A 16187-nucleotide genomic window follows, 5' to 3' on the forward strand; every position below is an offset into this window, starting at 1 on the left:
TGTATATATATACAGTAAATTACACAGGGGGCTATTATGCGCATTGAAGTGACTATCGCCAAAACAACACCCTTACCGCCGGGCGCTATTGATGCACTGGCGGGCGAATTATCCCGTCGACTGAACAACTCCTATCCCGATCGTGAAAATCGCATTACGGTTCGCTATGCCGCAGCAAATAATCTGTCGGTGCTCGGCGGCGCAAAAGAAGATAAAGATCGCATAAGCGAAATTTTGCAGGAAACCTGGGAAAGCGCTGACGACTGGTTTATCACCGATTAATTTTTCCCTGTGATGGGCTTTTTTTGCCGGGTCGCCCCGGCTTTTTTTGTTTCTTTTTTAAGCACGTTACGTTTATTTTCCGTTTGTCATAAAATTCATGCTCAAGATTGCGCTTTCTCCTTCAAAAAAGTGAAAGGAGTGCAAAAAATATGTTGCAGAGTGTTTATTTGTTCGCTCTGAAGGGAAAGTTGTTGGTATACTGAAAAGGCTTCAAAAAAAACACGCATTGAACCTCGAAAGTCGTTGTCTAATTAAACACGCCAAAATGGGGGTTATGATGGTAAAGAATAATGAAGTCATCCAGACCCATCCGCTGGTCGGATGGGACATCAGCACCGTTGATAGCTATGATGCACTGATGCTCCGGTTGCACTACCAGACCCCAAACAGAGCCGCTCAGGAAGAGACTGAAGTTGGCCAGACGTTATGGTTAACCACTGATGTCGCCCGTCAGTTTATATCGATTCTCGAAGCGGGCATTGCCAAGATAGAATCAGGCGATTACCAGGAAGACGAGTACCGCAGGCATTAGAAATTAATGCTTTCATGCACTCAAAAGGCACCCTCGCGGTGCCTTCTCTATTTCTGCCCTTGTATAACACCCCCAGGTTATTTACCCTCCTGAAAAAAGCATTCGCCTGGAGAACAACATGAACTACGATCTGATTATTATCGGCAGCGGCTCCGTCGGCGCTGCCGCCGGTTATTACGCCACTCGCGCCGGGTTAAACGTGCTGATGACCGATGCGCATTTACCGCCCCATAAAGAAGGCAGTCACCATGGTGATACACGCTTAATTCGCCACGCTTACGGCGAAGGCGAAAAATATGTTCCGTTAGTACTGCGCGCACAGCAACTGTGGGAGCAACTGGCGGTTGAGAGTGGTGAAGCGGTATTTGAACGTACCGGTGTTGTCAATCTTGGCCCGGCTAATTCCGCGTTCCTCACTAACGTTGCACAGAGCGCCGCACAATGGCAACTGGCGGTAGAAAAGCTCGATGCGCCGTCGCTAATGGCGCGCTGGCCCGAGATCCGGGTGCCCGAGGATTACATAGGCCTGTTTGAAGCTGACTCAGGCGTCCTGCGCAGCGAACTGGCCGTCAAAACCTGGATCCGCCTTGCGGAACAAGCGGGCTGTGCCCAATTATTCAACTGCCCCGTAAATGCACTACACCATCACGAGGGCGGGATCAGTATCGACACGCCTGAAGGCACCTTCACCGGCAAGAAAGTGCTGGTCAGCGCCGGGACATGGGTTAAACAACTGGTTCCGGCGCTGCCAGTACAGCCAGTCCGTAAAGTCTTTGCCTGGTTCCAGGCCGACGGGCGCTATAGCACTAAAAATCGTTTTCCGGCGTTTACCGGTGAAATGCCGGATGGCTCGCAATATTATGGTTTCCCGGCCGAAGAGAATGAGCTGAAAATAGGTCGCCATAATGGCGGTCAGCCAATCGACAGCGCCGAACAGCGCACACCATTTGGTGAAGTCGCCAGCGATGGTTCTGAGTGTTTCCCATTTCTGCGCCAGTTTCTGCCTGGGATCGGCGGCTGTCTGTACGGCGCAGCCTGCACCTATGATAATTCGCCGGATGAAGACTTCATTATTGATACGCTTGCGGAACACCCGGACACCCTGATCATCACAGGCCTTAGTGGCCACGGATTTAAATTTGCTCCTGTGCTGGGCGAAATTGCCGTTGCCTTTGCGCAAGGTGAAAAAACCGCATTTGATTTAACGCCTTTTTCGCTTTCACGTTTTGCGTGATTTTCTTTTCGCGGCCTTATTATAAGGCCGCTTTATTTTGCAATTACGGAGCGCGTATGCGCCGTCTTTTTCATCACGTAGTTAATAACGTCCGTGAACATTTAATGGCATATATTGTATTGTGGTTATTGATTGCAGCCATCGATATTATCTACATTGTCATCTCATTGCAGTAAAAATTGACAAAACTTGACATCGCCTTCAACAGAGTCAGTTTCAGGACAGTATATTTGAACCTCTTAAAATTAAGAAAATCCTTATTTCATTTGGATTTTTCGCTATCACCCCTCTAATAACCTGAACATAGAATGTTCTTATCATTCAAAAATTATGATATAGAAAAAATAGCATTCTAATTTGCTAATTTTGAGTTGCAATCTTATTTATCTCACGCCATTTTAAATTAACTCGCTATTAACTTCGGTTAACCACTATGCAATTGCGTAATACCCCATTTCGCTATGGTGCTATTTCTGTTGCCCTCCACTGGCTGGTTGCTGTGGTTGTTTACGGCATGTTTGCTCTGGGTTTATGGATGGTGACATTAAGCTATTACGACGGCTGGTATCACCAGGCGCCGGAGTTACATAAAAGCATTGGCGTTCTGCTAATGCTGGGCCTGGTTATCCGCATCCTGTGGCGTTTTCTTTCTCCGCCACCACCGCCGCTCTCGACCTATTCACGCCTGACGCGCATGGGCGCAGTGATGGCGCATATTGCGCTCTATCTGTTGCTGCTCGGCATCATTTTCAGCGGCTATCTCATCTCGACAGCCGACGGTAAGCCTATCAGCGTGTTTGGTCTGTTTGAGGTACCGGCAACTTTTGCCGATGCCGGCTCACAGGCCGATCTGGCCGGTACTGTTCACCTGTGGCTGGCCTGGAGTGTCGTTGTGCTCTCTGTGCTGCATGGCCTTGCCGCTTTTAAACACCATTTCATCGATAAAGACGCCACTCTCAAGCGCATGCTGGGAAAATCGTCGCCTGACTCTGGAGCATAATATGAAGAAGATCCTGCCGGGACTCGCTCTCGCATCGCTGTTTTTTGCCACCGGTTCTGCCGTGGCAGCAGATTATAAAATTGATAAGGAAGGGCAGCACGCCTTCGTGAATTTCCGCATCCAGCATCTGGGCTACAGCTGGCTGTACGGTACGTTTAAAGATTTTGATGGCACGTTTAGCTTCGATGAAGCCAACCCGACGGCGGATAAAGTGAATGTGGCCATCAATACCAACAGCGTCGATACCAATCACGCTGAGCGTGACAAGCATTTGCGCAGTGCGGAATTCCTCAATGTGGCAAAATTCCCGCAAGCCACATTCACGTCCAGCGAGGTGAAAAAGAACGGTGATGGGCTGGATATTACCGGCAACCTGACACTGAATGGCGTCACTAAACCGGTTACGCTTAATGCAAAACTGATTGGTCAGGGCAACGATCCATGGGGCGGTGTGCGCGCTGGTTTTGAAGCGGCGGGGAAAATCAAACTTAAAGACTTTAACATCACGACCGATCTTGGACCGGCATCGCAGGATGTTGAATTAATTATTTCGGTGGAAGGTGTACGTCAGAAATAATAGCACCAGGAGAGGGTTTGCCCTCTCCTGTTTGACTTATTCCGGGTCGGGTATGCCCAATTTTGTGTTCAGGCGGCCACGGGATTTGTTAAAAATTTTATTGCCATTCTCACGCCCGGCACGGCGTTTACGCTGCTCTTCTTCCGGCAATTCGCGCTCTTCTTTGCACAGCTCACTGCAGCAACCGTGAAACTTCTCGGCACACGCCGGACACTGAATAAACAGCAGATGGCAGCCATCATTCAGACAATTGGTATGGGAATCACAGGGGGTGCCACACTGGTGGCAATGTGCGATCACATCCTGTGAAATACGCTCACCCATCCGCTCGTCAAAGACAAAGTTTTTACCAATAAAGCGTACCGGCAACCCTTGTTCACGGGCACGGCGTGCGTATTCAATGATCCCGCCTTCAATGTGCCACACTTTATTGAAACCGTTGTGCTTCATCCAGGCGCTGGCTTTTTCACAGCGGATGCCGCCAGTACAGTACATCACAATCTTCTTATCTTTATGCTCCTGCATCATCTCTACCGCTTTCGGCAGTTGCTCGCGGAAAGTATCGGCGGGGATCTCCAGCGCACCATCAAAATGCCCCACTTCGTATTCGTAGTGGTTACGCATATCGATAAAAATCGCTTCGGGATCGTCCAGCATCGCATTCACTTCCGCTGCTTTCAGATAGTCACCGACATCGCTGGCATCGAAACTCGCGTCTTCGATACCGTCCGCTACGATCCTATCGCGCACTTTCATGCGCAATACCCAGAATGATTTACCGTCGTCATCAATGGCGATGTTCAGGCGTAAGCCGTCCAGTGCCGGGTCGAAGCCATACAAAAAATCGCGGAACGCGGCAAAACGACTCTCCGGCACGCTGATTTGCGCATTAATCCCTTCGTGCGCCAGGTAGACGCGGCCAAACACACTCAGCCGGTTAAATGCCTGATACAGTGCATCGCGGGTGGTTTGCGGGTTAACAATGGAGAAATACTTATAAAACGAGACGGTGATGCGCGGCTCAGTCTCCGCAAGCATGCGGGCTTTTAATTCATCATTAGAGATGCGGTTGTGTAACACTGGCATGGTGTACGTATCCTGCAAGAGTAGAAAAACGGCGGCATCATAAAGCAAATACGGATAATTTACATCCTTACATTTTGCGCTACATTTTCCCTCATTCTTATCACGTCATTTCAACAGTTACCCGCAAAACAGGCGTAATGTGCGCTCTGATTTTGGTTAATTTCAAAAAAATGAGATAATACAGGTAATTGTTGCTTAAAAAAGGACAACTATGACGCATTTACCCAAGTTTTCCGCAGCACTCGTGCATCCGCGCCACTGGCTCACCTGGCTGGGGATCGGTGTGCTGTGGCTGGTCGTTCAGCTTCCCTATCCGGTGATTTATCGCCTTGGTTGCGGTCTGGGCCGTCTGGCTAAACTGGTGATGAAGCGCCGCGTAGAGATCGCACGGCGCAATCTGGAACTCTGCTTCCCGCAGATGAACGACACAGAACGCGAGAAGATGGTGGCGGATAATTTCGAGTCCGTTGGTATGGGCGTGATGGAGACGGGCATCGCCTGGTTTTGGTCCGATCGCCGCATGAATAAGTGGATGGAGGTTTCCGGCTTCGAGCATGTGCGTAATGTACAGGCGCAGGGCCGCGGCATTTTATTGATTGGCGTGCACTTTTTGACGCTGGAAATCGGTGCCCGCATGTTTGGCCTGAATGAGCCAGGCATTGGAGTATATCGGCCAAATGACAATCCACTTATTGACTGGCTGCAAACTCGCGGGCGTATGCGCTCCAACAAAAGCATGATCGATCGTAAAGACCTGAAAGGGATGATCCGTGCATTGAAGGGTGGCGAAGTCGTCTGGTATGCGCCAGACCATGATTACGGCCCGCGTGCCAGTGTGTTTGCGCCTTTTTTTGCCGTTAAGCAGGCAGCTTCCACTTCCGGTACATGGATGCTGGCCCGTATGTCGCAAGCCTGCATTGTTCCTTTTGTTCCGCGCCGTAAACCGGGTGGAAAAGGATATGAACTGATCATGCTGGAAGCTGAATGTTCTCCGCCACTGGATGATGCGGAAACCACTGCGGCGTGGATGAATCGCGTTGTCGAGCGCTGCATTATGATGGCACCAGAGCAGTATATGTGGCTGCACCGGCGCTTTAAAACGCGCCCGGAAGGCGAGCCATCCCTCTACTGACCCCTGACAACCCGCATTGCGGGTTGTTTTCTTTTTGTCACACATAAGGTCCGCGATCGATTGCAGCATCTGTAACCCGGGCGCATAATTAGCAGGCTTACGAATAGTCTAATCACTCTCTGCGTCGCACGTGCGCTGTTACGGAAAGTTATGCCATCCTCTGATGTCCCGATAAACTGGAAACGCAATCTTACGGTTGCCTGGCTTGGGTGCTTCCTTACGGGGGCGGCCTTCAGCCTCGTGATGCCGTTTTTGCCGCTGTATGTTGAACAGCTGGGGGTTACCGGGCACGGCGCGCTTAATATATGGTCCGGGCTGGTATTCAGCATCACATTCCTCTTTTCCGCCTTCGCTTCACCCTTCTGGGGTGGGCTTGCCGACCGTAAAGGCCGGAAAATCATGTTGCTCCGCTCTGCTCTCGGGATGGCCATCGCTATGGCGTTGATGGGCGTCGCGCAAAACGTCTGGCAACTCCTGATTCTTCGTGCATTGCTGGGCATGTTAGGCGGCTTTATTCCCAATGCTAACGCGCTGATCGCAACGCAAATGCCGCGCAACAAAAGCGGCTGGGCGTTAGGGACACTCTCTACCGGCGGCGTGGCGGGTGCGCTTCTTGGCCCGCTGGCTGGCGGTCTGCTGGCAGATGCCTGGGGCCTACGCATGGTCTTCTTTATTACTGCCACGGTACTGTTTATCTGTTTCCTGTTAACCCTGTTCGCCATCCGGGAAAACTTCGTCCCGGTGCCGAAACGCGAGATGCTGCATGCCAAAGAGGTCTTCGCCTCGCTAAAAAGCCCGAAACTGGTGCTCAGTCTGTTTGTTACGACCATGATTATTCAGGTTGCCACCGGTTCGATTGCACCGATCCTGACGCTGTATGTACGTGAACTGGCAGGCAACGTCAGTAATATTGCATTTATTAGCGGCATGATTGCTTCTGTACCTGGGGTTGCGGCGCTGCTCAGCGCGCCGCGGCTGGGTAAACTGGGCGACAGGATTGGTCCCGAGAAGATCCTGATCGCGGCGCTGGTCATTTCCGTCCTGTTGCTGATCCCCATGTCGCTGGTGCAAACGCCGTTGCAGCTCGGCATCCTGCGTTTTCTGCTCGGCGCTGCGGACGGCGCTTTACTGCCTGCGGTGCAGACGCTGCTGGTGTACAACTCCACCAATCAGATAGCCGGGCGCATTTTCAGCTATAACCAGTCTTTCCGCGATATCGGCAACGTGACCGGGCCGCTGATTGGTGCAGCGGTTTCTGCCAGCTACAGTTTCCGCGCGGTGTTCTGCGTCACCGCAGCCGTGGTGCTGTTTAATGCTGTCTACTCATGGTTTAGTTTGCAACGTCCGGCACGCCGCGTGGTGAGTCAGAACGAGAAAAGATCCCCGCGCGCGCCCGTCCAGGCAGATGAGTAAGAATATGGCAATGGACATGCGCCCGAAACACACCCGTTCTGTTGCACAAAAAAATGCCAACCTTTCAGGCAAATGAACCATAATCTGCAAAGCGTGAAGTCAACCGCACAGAAAAGAACTAACAGTGTTATTTTTTAGAAACACCATTTCAATACGGAGTTTCTATGCGACAACGGATCCTGCTCTCATGCCTCGCGACCAGCGTGGTGACCCTCTCTCCCCTCAGCACGAGTTTCGCCGCCAGCAACGTTGCCTTCCCGGAAAAAATTTGTGATATCACACAATACGGCGCGGAAGGTCACCGTTTGCAAATCGATCTTAATACGTCTGCAATTCAGCGGGCCATTGATGATTGCGCCCAGGCCGGCGGTGGCACAGTCCGGGTTCCCCGGGGTAATTACCTGACAAATCCGCTATTTCTGAAAAGCAACGTGCAGTTAAAGCTGGAAAAAGATGCCACGCTTGTAGCCTCCACCGAGATTGACGCCTATCGCGCCAGTGAGCAGACGAAGTACGCTGAAGCGGAGAATGGCTGGCTGCCGTTTATTAGCATCGCGAATGCCCATAATGTTGCCATTACGGGTGAAGGGACCATCGACGGCCAGGGGGCGGTCTGGTGGGAGCGCTGGCGCGAAAACATTCGCGCGACGGGTAAAAAAGGCGGCACCGACAGGCCGCGCCTGGTCTATATTCGCCAGTCCAGCAATGTACTGGTTGACGGGATCACACTGACGCACTCCCCCAGTTTTCATATTGTGATGCGCTACTCCCACGATATCGATATCAACAACACGCGCATTTTATCGCCCTGGCATGCGCCGAATACTGACGCCATCGATCCGATTGATAGCCAGAACATTCGTATTACCAATAACTATATCGACTGTAATGACGACCATATCGCCATTAAGGCCGAGAAACCGGACAGTCGCTTCCCGGACGGCGTTGTCGATAACATCTATATTGCCAACAATACCCTCAAACAGGGGCGCGGTATCTCCATCGGTAGTGAAAGTGCCGGTGGCGTTAATAATGTGCTGGTAGAAAACAATACGTTTGAGGGTTCGATGTACGGTATCCGGATTAAAAGCCCTCGCGGAAAAGGCGGTGAGGTAAAGAATGTGACCTACCGCAATACCACTCTGCATGACGTTGAAGTACCCCTGGTGTTTTCGGCCTATTACAAAGCGGCGCCTATTGTGCAGGACGAAGTGGATAAAATGCTCAAAGCCGGAGGTTTTACGCTTGGTGAGCAGATTTATCCGCCAGACAGTGATGCAAAGCAGCCTTTCGATAAACACACTACCCCACACTTTAGCAATATTACTGTTGAGAACCTGACCTCAACCGGTAAGAGCAAAGCCGCAGCGTTTATCATTGGCACGCCGGAAGCGCCGCTAAGCGGTTTCCATTTCAGCAATGTTAATATCGCGGCGGAACGCGGTATCCGCGTACGCAATGCGGAACTGGCAACGACCGGGCTAAAAATTGAGGTCGCAGAAGGGCCGGCCATTCTGCAAGAGGCCGGGGCGAAAATCAGCCACTAAATAGTGGGGGCGTACTGTGCGTTTGGCAGTACGCCAACCTTCAGCCACCGACTCTTCTCATCGTCACTATTCTCCTGAAATCACAGATAACATTGTTAGCGATTTGACGCTGTCAGTGTCAGCGTCTATAGATTTCTGCATGTCTTTTTTCTTCCATGCAAAGGAGTCTGATATGGCCGAACCTAACCTGAATTTTTATTCGACATTGTCTGAAGCGATTGACGCTGCCCGTGAGGAGTTTCTCGCAACTAATCCTGAACTGGATGAAGAAGACGTGAATGTGCAGCAGTTTAATGTGCAAAAGTACATTCTGCAGGATGGCGATATTGCATGGCAGGCAGAATTTTTTGCCAACGAGGAAGAACCGGGAGAGTGTTTGCCCATGCTCAGTGGCGAAGCGGCGCAGAGTGTGTTTGATGGTGATTATGATGAAATCGAAATCACCCAGGAGTGGCAGGAAGAAAATACGTTGCATGAATGGGACGAAGGGGAATTCCAGCTGGAGCCCCCACTCGATACCGAAGAGGGGCAAACCGCCGCTGACGAGTGGGATGAGCGCTGATTACTCATACGGGCCATGATGGGCATCTATCGGCAGCAAGAGGGTGTCGAAAACCAGCGAAAACGGCAGATCCAGTACAGTAATATAGCGCCAGGCTGAGTCACGAACATCCCATTGCACACCCGGGTAGTACTGATTTCCATGGCCCTGCCCGGGTATGGTGCGGCTGATAATGCTCCCGCAACCGCTCAATACGCACGCCATTATAACAATCAAAACAATCCTCACCTGCCACCTCAGCTATGTTGCATGGGTAAAAAAATACCGGCCTGTGGCCGGTATTTTCCTTAATGTCGGCTTACTTCGCCTTTAACGCCAGCGGATTAAGCTTCAGCGTTTCGTAGTAGCTCACCCAGGAGAGATATCGCTCCGGGGCCGACCACACACGGTAATGCAGGCGTGAAAGCGTGACCGGATCGCTGAGCAGGACCAGACGACGATCGCGATTCAGCTTTTCTGGCGTTTCATTCAGCGCCTGCTCAACGTGACGATCGCGGGCAATTTCCAGGACATGGCTCGCACGGTGACGCGCGGTGGCCATTGCCGTCGCCAGCGCGTTAAAGGACGGGTTAAACACTGCATGCATGAAGCCGTCCTCCAGCGAGCGAGAGCGGTTCAGCTCCAGATATTTGTCCGTCGCCACCAGCACTTCCGGCGGTGAATACTCTTCCGGGATCAGGAACAGTTTCATCCGCTTGGTGCGCAAACCGGTCGTCGCACGGCTGGAAATCACTGATACAAACGGCGACAGGATCAGCGAGAAGACAATCGGCGCAAGCCAGAACAGGAAACGCAAATCCAGCCAGGCCATCCCTACTGCCCACACCAACCCGAGCAATAACTGCGAACCGTGGCGCATAAACGCTTCGCCCCACGGTGTGGAGTCATCATCACGTTGCGGCGAGTTCCAGACCACTTCCCAGCCAAGGAATGCACTGACCACAAACACCGTGTGGAATAGCATACGCACCGGTGCCAGCAGTACCGAGAACAGAACTTCAAGCAACAGCGAGAGAGTCACCCGGAAGAAGCCGCCGTACTCTTTCGGCCCTTTGCACCAGACCAGAATAATACTCAGCAACTTCGGCAGAAACAGCAGGACCATAGTCGATGCGAAAAGCGCTATCGCCAGCTCCGGACGCCACTGTGGCCACACCGGGAACAACTGACGCGGTTGCAGAAAGTACTGCGGTTCCGTCAGTGCATGTACTACCTGCAAGGCCGTTGACAGCGCGAGGAACATAAACCACAGCGGCGCAGACAAATAGGACATCACGCCGGTGAGGAACACCGCCCGGTGCACCGGGTGCATCCCTTTCACCAGGAACAGACGGAAGTTCATCAGGTTACCGTGGCACCAGCGGCGGTCGCGTTTCAGTTCATCCAGCAGGTTTGGCGGCAGCTCTTCATACGAGCCTGGCAGATCATAGGCGATCCACACTCCCCAACCAGCACGGCGCATTAATGCAGCTTCCACAAAGTCATGCGACAGAATAGAGCCGGCAAACGACCCCTCACCCGGCAACGGCGCAAGCGCGCAGTGCTCAATGAAAGGTTTCACGCGGATGATAGCGTTATGCCCCCAGTAGTGGGATTCCCCCAACTGCCAAAAATGCAGGCCGGCAGTGAACAGCGGTCCATACACGCGGGTTGCGAACTGCTGGCAACGCGCATAGAGGGTGTCCATCCCAGACGCTTTCGGCGAAGACTGAATGATCCCGGCATTCGGGTTCGCTTCCATCAGACGCACCAGGCCCGTCAGACACTCGCCGCTCATGACGGAGTCCGCATCCAGCACGACCATATAACTGTACTGGCTGCCCCAACGGCGGCAGAAGTCATCAATGTTGCCGCTCTTACGTTTCACGCGGCGGCGGCGGCGGCGATAGAAGATCTGCCCTTCCCCCTGCACTTCCGCAATCAGTTCCATCCAGGCTTTTTGTTCAGCCACGCAGATATCCGGGTTGTAGCTATCGCTCAGGATATACACGTCGAAGTGCTGTTGCTGCCCGGTGGCTTTTACGGATTCCCAGGTTGCGCGCAAGCCTGCAAAAACGCGATCTACGTCTTCGTTACAAATTGGCATGATGAGCGCAGTACGGTGTTCCGGGTTCAGCGGTTCATCGCCAACTGTCGAGGCCGAGATACTGTATTTATCACGACCAATCAACAGCTGCAGAAAGCCCATCAGCGCCGTCCAGAAACCTGCCGATACCCAGCAGAACAGAACAGCAAAAAGGATCAGGATGCCGGTTTGCAGCACATAAGGCAGCAGCTGCATAAACGAAACCCACAGATCCTGGCCCGCCATATCGGTCGGCGTGATTAACGCCCAGCCCTGATACGGCAGAATGGTTTTCATATACCAGGTGGCGACCACGGTCTGCGCCAGCGTCAGCAGCAACAAGATGTAACGACGGATGGAGCCGACGGTACGCCACTTCTGCTCCTGAACCTGCTCTTCTTTAGTCAGACGCGCAAGGTAGCGCGGCGCCACTTCGCGCCCACGCAGACGATCCCAAAAACGCCCAAGAGGGTTAGTACGCCAGGGATCCGGGAACATAGAAGAGCGCTTCGCCTTCGGCATGGCCTGCAGCTGGGCACGACCTTCGTCATCTTTTAACAACTGACCTTCCGCCAGCGCATCCGGCCAGCTGCCTTGCAGACGCGCCTCGACAGATCCTAACGGCGTGTCATCTTCACGTTTCCAGTCCGTGTGCCCGGTATCCAGCGCCTTATGCACACTCTGGATACTCTCTTTCGGCAGCGCTGCCTTTTCCGCATCCGTGAGCGGCAGCGCGTCGATATACTCGATTGTCTTATTCATTGGCAGGTAGCTGATAGCTCCAGGTTTCACTCAGGGTCTGATCGGCATTGACCAGCGCTGCGCGCATATCCGTCGTTTTCTTCGGATCTTTCACTTTCACGCGCAGCATCAAACGCCAACCTTGCGTAACCGGGTTATAACGAACGGTGTTTTCTACGATTTCACCGTTATCGCCAATGCTGGCTTGCGCTGTGACAGGGGTTTCCTTCGGCAGTTTTTTCATATCCTGGCCGGTGAAATCCACCACGAACGCAAGGGTACCGTCTGGCTGACGGATAAGATTCGACTGCTTAACATCGCCGGTAGAGCGACGCGTCTGCAGAACCCATGCGTTATCTGGCGCATGCAGTTTATCTTCGTCACGGCTAAAGGTGATGGTGTACTTGAAGTTCATCTCTTTACCGGGTTCCGGCAGTTGGTCCGGGGTCCAGTAAGCGACGATATTATCGTTGGTTTCATCGTTGGTTGGAATTTCAACCAGTTCAACTTTGCCTTTGCCCCACTCGCCTTTCGGCGTGACCCACGCGCTCGGGCGCAGATCGTAGCGGTCATCAATATCTTCAAAACGGGAGAACTGACGCCCACGCTGCAACAGGCCAAAACCCTGCGGGTTTTCCATGGCATAGCTGCTGACAGCCAAATGTTTCGGATTGTTCAGCGGACGCCAAATCCACTCGCCATTGCCTGCCAGCATCGACAAGCCGTTAGAGTCGTGCAGCTCAGGACGGTAGTTTGTCGCCGATGACGGTTGCGTCGGCCCGAACAGGAACATACTGGTCAGCGGTGCTACGCCCAGTTTGCCGACTTTATCACGCAGGTAGACTTTAGACTGAACGTCGACCACGCTGTCACGGCCAGGAATGATCACGAAACGATACGCCCCTGTGGCGCGCGGCGAATCCAGCAACGCATAAATCGTCAGGCGTTTATCGGTCGGTTTAGGACGTTCGATCCAGAACTCGCGAAAGCGTGGGAACTCCTCGCCGGAAGGCAGTGCTGTATCGATCGCCAGACCGCGCGCGGAAAGGCCATAGACCTGTCCTGCGCCAATTACGCGGAAGTAGCTTGCACCCAGCATGCTGACAATTTCATCGTTTTTGTCTTTGCTGTTGATCGGGTAAAGCACTTTAAAACCGGCAAAACCCAGATCTTTAACGGTGTCTTTATCATGCTGAACGTTGCCGAAGTTGAAATAGTCCGGACTGTATTTGATTTGGCGCACGGCGGTGCTGGTCACTTCGTTGATGGTCACCGGCGTGTCGAAGTACATACCCTGATGATAAAACTCAAGCTTAAACGGGGTGTTGGTCGCGTTCCAGTAGGCTTTGTCATGGTTAAACTGGATCTGCTGATAGTCCGCGTATTTCATCTCACGGAACACAGAGGGCAAGTTGCTTTTGGGCGCTTCGTAGCCTTTAGAGGCCAGAGATTGTGCCTGTTTTGCGACATCATCAATAGAAAAAGCCCAGCCAGATGACGTATAAAGTGACAACAGTACAGCTGCACCTACCCAACGCATTTTCATCATTCGTAATTTAGGTTTCATAATAACTAAGCACTTCCCCCTTTGTGTGCTTAAATCGATCCGATCCATTTTAATGGAAACTCAAGCAATCCGACAACTGAATCCCCGCATTGTTCTGTATGCGAGCGCAGCGAATAAGCAAATAAAACTAATCCTTTATCGTTTTGCGAGCTATCCTGGAGACAGCTTCGTAGTCATAGTGTAGGGTTACTTTCGAATGTAATCATTATTTGTCTTATGGATAAGACGAAAAGTCTGAGAATGGACAGAGCGCTATGACCAAAGCCCCTGCACAACGTGAATATTTCCTTGATTCCATACGCGCATGGCTGATGCTGCTTGGGATCCCTTTCCACATATCGCTGATCTATTCCAGCCATATGTGGCATGTCAACAGCGCCTATCCATCATGGTGGCTGACGCTGTTCAATGACGCCATACATGCGTTTCGCATGCAGGTGTTTTTCGTGATTTCCGGTTATTTTTCATACATGCTTTATCTGCGTTACCCGATGAAACGCTGGTGGACAGTGCGCGTTGAACGTGTCGGGATCCCGATGCTAACTGCTATTCCGCTTCTCACCTTGCCGCAATTTATTATGTTGCAATATGTGAAAGACAAAACCAGCGAATGGCATACCCTTTCGACTTATGACAAATTCAACACCCTTGCGTGGGAGCTGATTTCCCATTTATGGTTCTTGCTGGTGCTCGTCATATTAACGACCGTAAGCATGTGGTTGTTTAAAAAAATAAAAAACAATGCCGAACGCTTTTTAGGTTCTATTTCCATGGGCAAGCTGACCCTCTGGTTCCTGCTGTGTGGTATTGTCTGGGCAGCGATCCGTCGAATTATTCTTGTTATCTCGCCCGAAATATTACGCGATGCGTTATTTAATTTCACGGTGATGCAGTCTCTGTTCTACATCCCCTTTTTCCTTCTGGGCGCGTTAACCTTCATTAATCCGCGGCTGAAAACCTTGTTTACTACCCCATCAATTGGGTGTGCAGTCGGTTCGCTGTTGGCATTTTCCGCCTATTTGCTTAATCAACGCTACGGCAGCGGAGAGGGCTGGATGTATGAAAACGAAGCCGTAATTACCATGCTGCTGGGGCTGTGGATGGTGAATGTAGTCTTTTCGCTGGGTCACCGGTTACTGAATTTCCAGTCGGCGCGTGTCACCTACTTCGTTAACGCTTCACTGTTTATTTACCTGGTACACCACCCGCTGACGCTGCTGTTCGGCGCGTGGATAACCCCGCATATTCAGTCCAACCTGTTAGGTTTTATTACCGGGCTGGTGTTTGTGGTCGGCATCGCTATTCTGCTGTATGAAGTGCATCTGCGCATTCCGCTGCTGCGGTTCCTTTTTTCTGGCAAACCCCAGGTTACGGACGGGCAGCCTCAGGTTTCAACCCGATAACCGGCTGCCTGCTCCGGTGCGCAGTCGCTCCGGGTTTACCCCGTGGGCTGGTCGCCCAGTTGGGTTATGAGGCGCTGATAGAGATGGGTGTTTTCGTCATCAAAGCAGACAAACCAGACGTGCTGCAACTGAAGGCGTCGGATGAGGTAGTCAGAAACCGTATTCACGGCAATTTCGGCTGCCGCCGCTTTTGGGTAGCCATAAACGCCAGTGCTAATCGCCGGAAAGGCGATGGTGGTGTAACCATTGGCTTCGGCCAGCTGCAGCGAATTCCGATAAGCGTCTTCCAGTAACCGGGCTTCATGTTCATCGCCGCCTCTCCAGACGGGACCAACCGTATGAATCACCGCTTTGGCGCGCAAATTTCCCGCCGTAGTGATCACCGCATGCCCGGGCGGACATTCGCCTTGCTGCCGGACTTGTTTACACGCTTCCATTAGTGCCGGGCCGGCAGCGCGATGGATCGCACCATCCACTCCGCCCCCACCCAGTAACGATGAGTTTGCCGCATTGACTATCACATCAACATCCAGGGTTGTGATATCCCCCTGGATCACCTGTATACGTGGCTGCATATTCGTCCCCTTCAGACTGTCGCCCCTTGAACATCATTAAGTGTATCCTGGCTAACAGGAAATGGCGGAACCCGTCCATGCAATCAGTTATAGGAAACGCCAACCAGCACTTTAGAATATGGCGTATTGAGGTAACGAACCTGCACATTGGCGAGTTGCGAAGCGCCCTGGACCTGTGTGGTGCGCGTCTTAAAATCGATACGCTGATTATCTTCCACACCATCACGCGGGCAGGCAATCGTCAGCGTATGGCTGACTGTCTTCATATTGCAGCCGCCCTCAACAATCTTACCGCGTAGCAGGAGTGCTCCATCGTTAACCATTGTTGCCGACGCAGCAGAGGCGGCAAGAAAGATGCCAGCGAGAGCCAATATATACACGTTGAAAAGCCGCCTATTCACCTTTGAAACCACCTCATATACTGGTATGACCAGGATTAAAATGGCACAGCGGCGAACGTTTTAAAACCAG

General features: G+C 52.1%; 17 protein-coding genes. 11 read left to right on the forward strand and 6 right to left on the reverse strand.

What is annotated here, in order from left to right:
* Positions 1–36 precede the first annotated feature (36 nt).
* From dinI to ACUY4S_RS14495, 6 genes are all read left to right on the forward strand, one after another.
* Positions 37–282 carry a DNA damage-inducible protein I gene (gene dinI, locus ACUY4S_RS14470; RefSeq protein ID WP_312685617.1) on the forward strand — a complete coding sequence of 82 codons (246 nt, stop codon included), beginning with the start codon at positions 37–39 and terminating at the stop codon, positions 280–282.
* A gap of 277 nt (positions 283–559) precedes the next feature.
* A complete protein-coding gene (gene bssS, locus ACUY4S_RS14475; protein ID WP_017456389.1) occupies positions 560–814 on the forward strand; it encodes a biofilm formation regulator BssS in 255 nt (84 codons plus the stop codon).
* A gap of 118 nt (positions 815–932) precedes the next feature.
* Positions 933–2048 carry an N-methyl-L-tryptophan oxidase gene (gene solA / locus ACUY4S_RS14480; RefSeq protein WP_458022333.1) on the forward strand — a complete coding sequence of 372 codons (1116 nt, stop codon included), beginning with the start codon at positions 933–935 and terminating at the stop codon, positions 2046–2048.
* 104 nt (positions 2049–2152) lie between these two features.
* Complete coding sequence (locus tag ACUY4S_RS14485) at positions 2153–2224, forward strand: hypothetical protein (RefSeq protein WP_458024271.1); 72 nt, start codon at positions 2153–2155, stop codon at positions 2222–2224.
* Positions 2225–2481: 257 nt separating this feature from the next.
* Positions 2482–3048 (forward strand): cytochrome b, encoded by a 567-nt coding sequence (locus tag ACUY4S_RS14490; RefSeq protein WP_312685612.1) that lies wholly within the window; start codon positions 2482–2484, stop codon positions 3046–3048.
* A gap of 1 nt (position 3049) precedes the next feature.
* Positions 3050–3625, forward strand: a complete 576-nt coding sequence (locus ACUY4S_RS14495) for a YceI family protein (protein WP_458022335.1) — start codon at positions 3050–3052, stop codon at positions 3623–3625.
* 36 nt (positions 3626–3661) lie between these two features.
* On the opposite strand, the gene trhO is transcribed toward ACUY4S_RS14495, so the two are convergent.
* Complete coding sequence (trhO, locus tag ACUY4S_RS14500) at positions 3662–4711, reverse strand: oxygen-dependent tRNA uridine(34) hydroxylase TrhO (protein ID WP_312685608.1); 1050 nt, start codon at positions 4709–4711, stop codon at positions 3662–3664.
* Positions 4712–4922: 211 nt separating this feature from the next.
* On the opposite strand from trhO, the gene ACUY4S_RS14505 reads away from it, so the two are divergent.
* The 4 genes from ACUY4S_RS14505 to ACUY4S_RS14520 all read left to right on the forward strand — a co-directional run bounded on the left by ACUY4S_RS14505 (position 4923) and on the right by ACUY4S_RS14520 (position 9365).
* Positions 4923–5843, forward strand: coding sequence for a Kdo(2)-lipid IV(A) acyltransferase (locus ACUY4S_RS14505; RefSeq protein ID WP_458022336.1), 921 nt, complete (start codon positions 4923–4925; stop codon positions 5841–5843).
* A 150-nt stretch (positions 5844–5993) separates the two neighbouring features.
* Positions 5994–7256 carry a multidrug efflux MFS transporter MdtG gene (mdtG, locus tag ACUY4S_RS14510; protein WP_458022337.1) on the forward strand — a complete coding sequence of 421 codons (1263 nt, stop codon included), beginning with the start codon at positions 5994–5996 and terminating at the stop codon, positions 7254–7256.
* A gap of 164 nt (positions 7257–7420) precedes the next feature.
* Positions 7421–8803 carry a glycoside hydrolase family 28 protein gene (locus tag ACUY4S_RS14515; RefSeq protein WP_312685603.1) on the forward strand — a complete coding sequence of 461 codons (1383 nt, stop codon included), beginning with the start codon at positions 7421–7423 and terminating at the stop codon, positions 8801–8803.
* 187 nt (positions 8804–8990) lie between these two features.
* Positions 8991–9365, forward strand: coding sequence for a MysB family protein (locus ACUY4S_RS14520; protein WP_312686781.1), 375 nt, complete (start codon positions 8991–8993; stop codon positions 9363–9365).
* Here the strand turns inward: ACUY4S_RS14520 and ACUY4S_RS14525 are convergent, their stop codons facing one another.
* From ACUY4S_RS14525 to mdoG, 3 genes are all read right to left on the reverse strand, one after another.
* Entirely contained in the window at positions 9366–9569 is a 204-nt protein-coding gene (locus ACUY4S_RS14525; protein ID WP_458024272.1) for a YceK/YidQ family lipoprotein, read from the reverse strand.
* 94 nt (positions 9570–9663) lie between these two features.
* Positions 9664–12192, reverse strand: coding sequence for a glucans biosynthesis glucosyltransferase MdoH (mdoH, locus tag ACUY4S_RS14530; RefSeq protein WP_312685601.1), 2529 nt, complete (start codon positions 12190–12192; stop codon positions 9664–9666).
* Positions 12185–13720, reverse strand: a complete 1536-nt coding sequence (mdoG, locus tag ACUY4S_RS14535) for a glucans biosynthesis protein MdoG (RefSeq protein ID WP_312686779.1) — start codon at positions 13718–13720, stop codon at positions 12185–12187. Before mdoG ends, mdoH begins: the two co-directional genes overlap by 8 nt.
* A 272-nt stretch (positions 13721–13992) precedes the next feature.
* Here mdoG and mdoC point away from each other — a divergent pair, with 272 nt between their 5' ends.
* Positions 13993–15141 (forward strand): glucans biosynthesis protein MdoC, encoded by a 1149-nt coding sequence (gene mdoC, locus ACUY4S_RS14540; protein ID WP_458022339.1) that lies wholly within the window; start codon positions 13993–13995, stop codon positions 15139–15141.
* Positions 15142–15176: 35 nt separating this feature from the next.
* On the opposite strand, the gene ymdB is transcribed toward mdoC, so the two are convergent.
* Positions 15177–15716 carry an O-acetyl-ADP-ribose deacetylase gene (gene ymdB / locus ACUY4S_RS14545; protein ID WP_458022340.1) on the reverse strand — a complete coding sequence of 180 codons (540 nt, stop codon included), beginning with the start codon at positions 15714–15716 and terminating at the stop codon, positions 15177–15179.
* Between the two features lie 83 nt (positions 15717–15799).
* Positions 15800–16096, reverse strand: a complete 297-nt coding sequence (locus ACUY4S_RS14550; protein ID WP_458022341.1) for a YmdA family protein — start codon at positions 16094–16096, stop codon at positions 15800–15802.
* Positions 16097–16187 lie beyond the last annotated feature (91 nt).

The sequence above is a fragment of the Kosakonia beeri genome, assembly GCF_054165705.1.

Excerpts from the sequence above, each read along its gene's own strand:
- dinI (WP_312685617.1), top strand. The coding sequence starts at position 37 with ATGCGCATTGAAGTGACTATCGCCAAAACAACACCCTTACCGCCGGGC.
- bssS (WP_017456389.1), top strand. The coding sequence starts at position 560 with ATGGTAAAGAATAATGAAGTCATCCAGACCCATCCGCTGGTCGGATGG.
- solA (WP_458022333.1), top strand. The coding sequence starts at position 933 with ATGAACTACGATCTGATTATTATCGGCAGCGGCTCCGTCGGCGCTGCC.
- ACUY4S_RS14490 (WP_312685612.1), top strand. The coding sequence starts at position 2,482 with ATGCAATTGCGTAATACCCCATTTCGCTATGGTGCTATTTCTGTTGCC.
- ACUY4S_RS14495 (WP_458022335.1), top strand. The coding sequence starts at position 3,050 with ATGAAGAAGATCCTGCCGGGACTCGCTCTCGCATCGCTGTTTTTTGCC.
- trhO (WP_312685608.1), bottom strand. The coding sequence starts at position 4,711 with ATGCCAGTGTTACACAACCGCATCTCTAATGATGAATTAAAAGCCCGC.
- ACUY4S_RS14505 (WP_458022336.1), top strand. The coding sequence starts at position 4,923 with ATGACGCATTTACCCAAGTTTTCCGCAGCACTCGTGCATCCGCGCCAC.
- mdtG (WP_458022337.1), top strand. The coding sequence starts at position 5,994 with ATGCCATCCTCTGATGTCCCGATAAACTGGAAACGCAATCTTACGGTT.
- ACUY4S_RS14515 (WP_312685603.1), top strand. The coding sequence starts at position 7,421 with ATGCGACAACGGATCCTGCTCTCATGCCTCGCGACCAGCGTGGTGACC.
- ACUY4S_RS14525 (WP_458024272.1), bottom strand. The coding sequence starts at position 9,569 with ATGGCGTGCGTATTGAGCGGTTGCGGGAGCATTATCAGCCGCACCATA.
- mdoH (WP_312685601.1), bottom strand. The coding sequence starts at position 12,192 with ATGAATAAGACAATCGAGTATATCGACGCGCTGCCGCTCACGGATGCG.
- mdoG (WP_312686779.1), bottom strand. The coding sequence starts at position 13,720 with ATGATGAAAATGCGTTGGGTAGGTGCAGCTGTACTGTTGTCACTTTAT.
- mdoC (WP_458022339.1), top strand. The coding sequence starts at position 13,993 with ATGACCAAAGCCCCTGCACAACGTGAATATTTCCTTGATTCCATACGC.
- ymdB (WP_458022340.1), bottom strand. The coding sequence starts at position 15,716 with ATGCAGCCACGTATACAGGTGATCCAGGGGGATATCACAACCCTGGAT.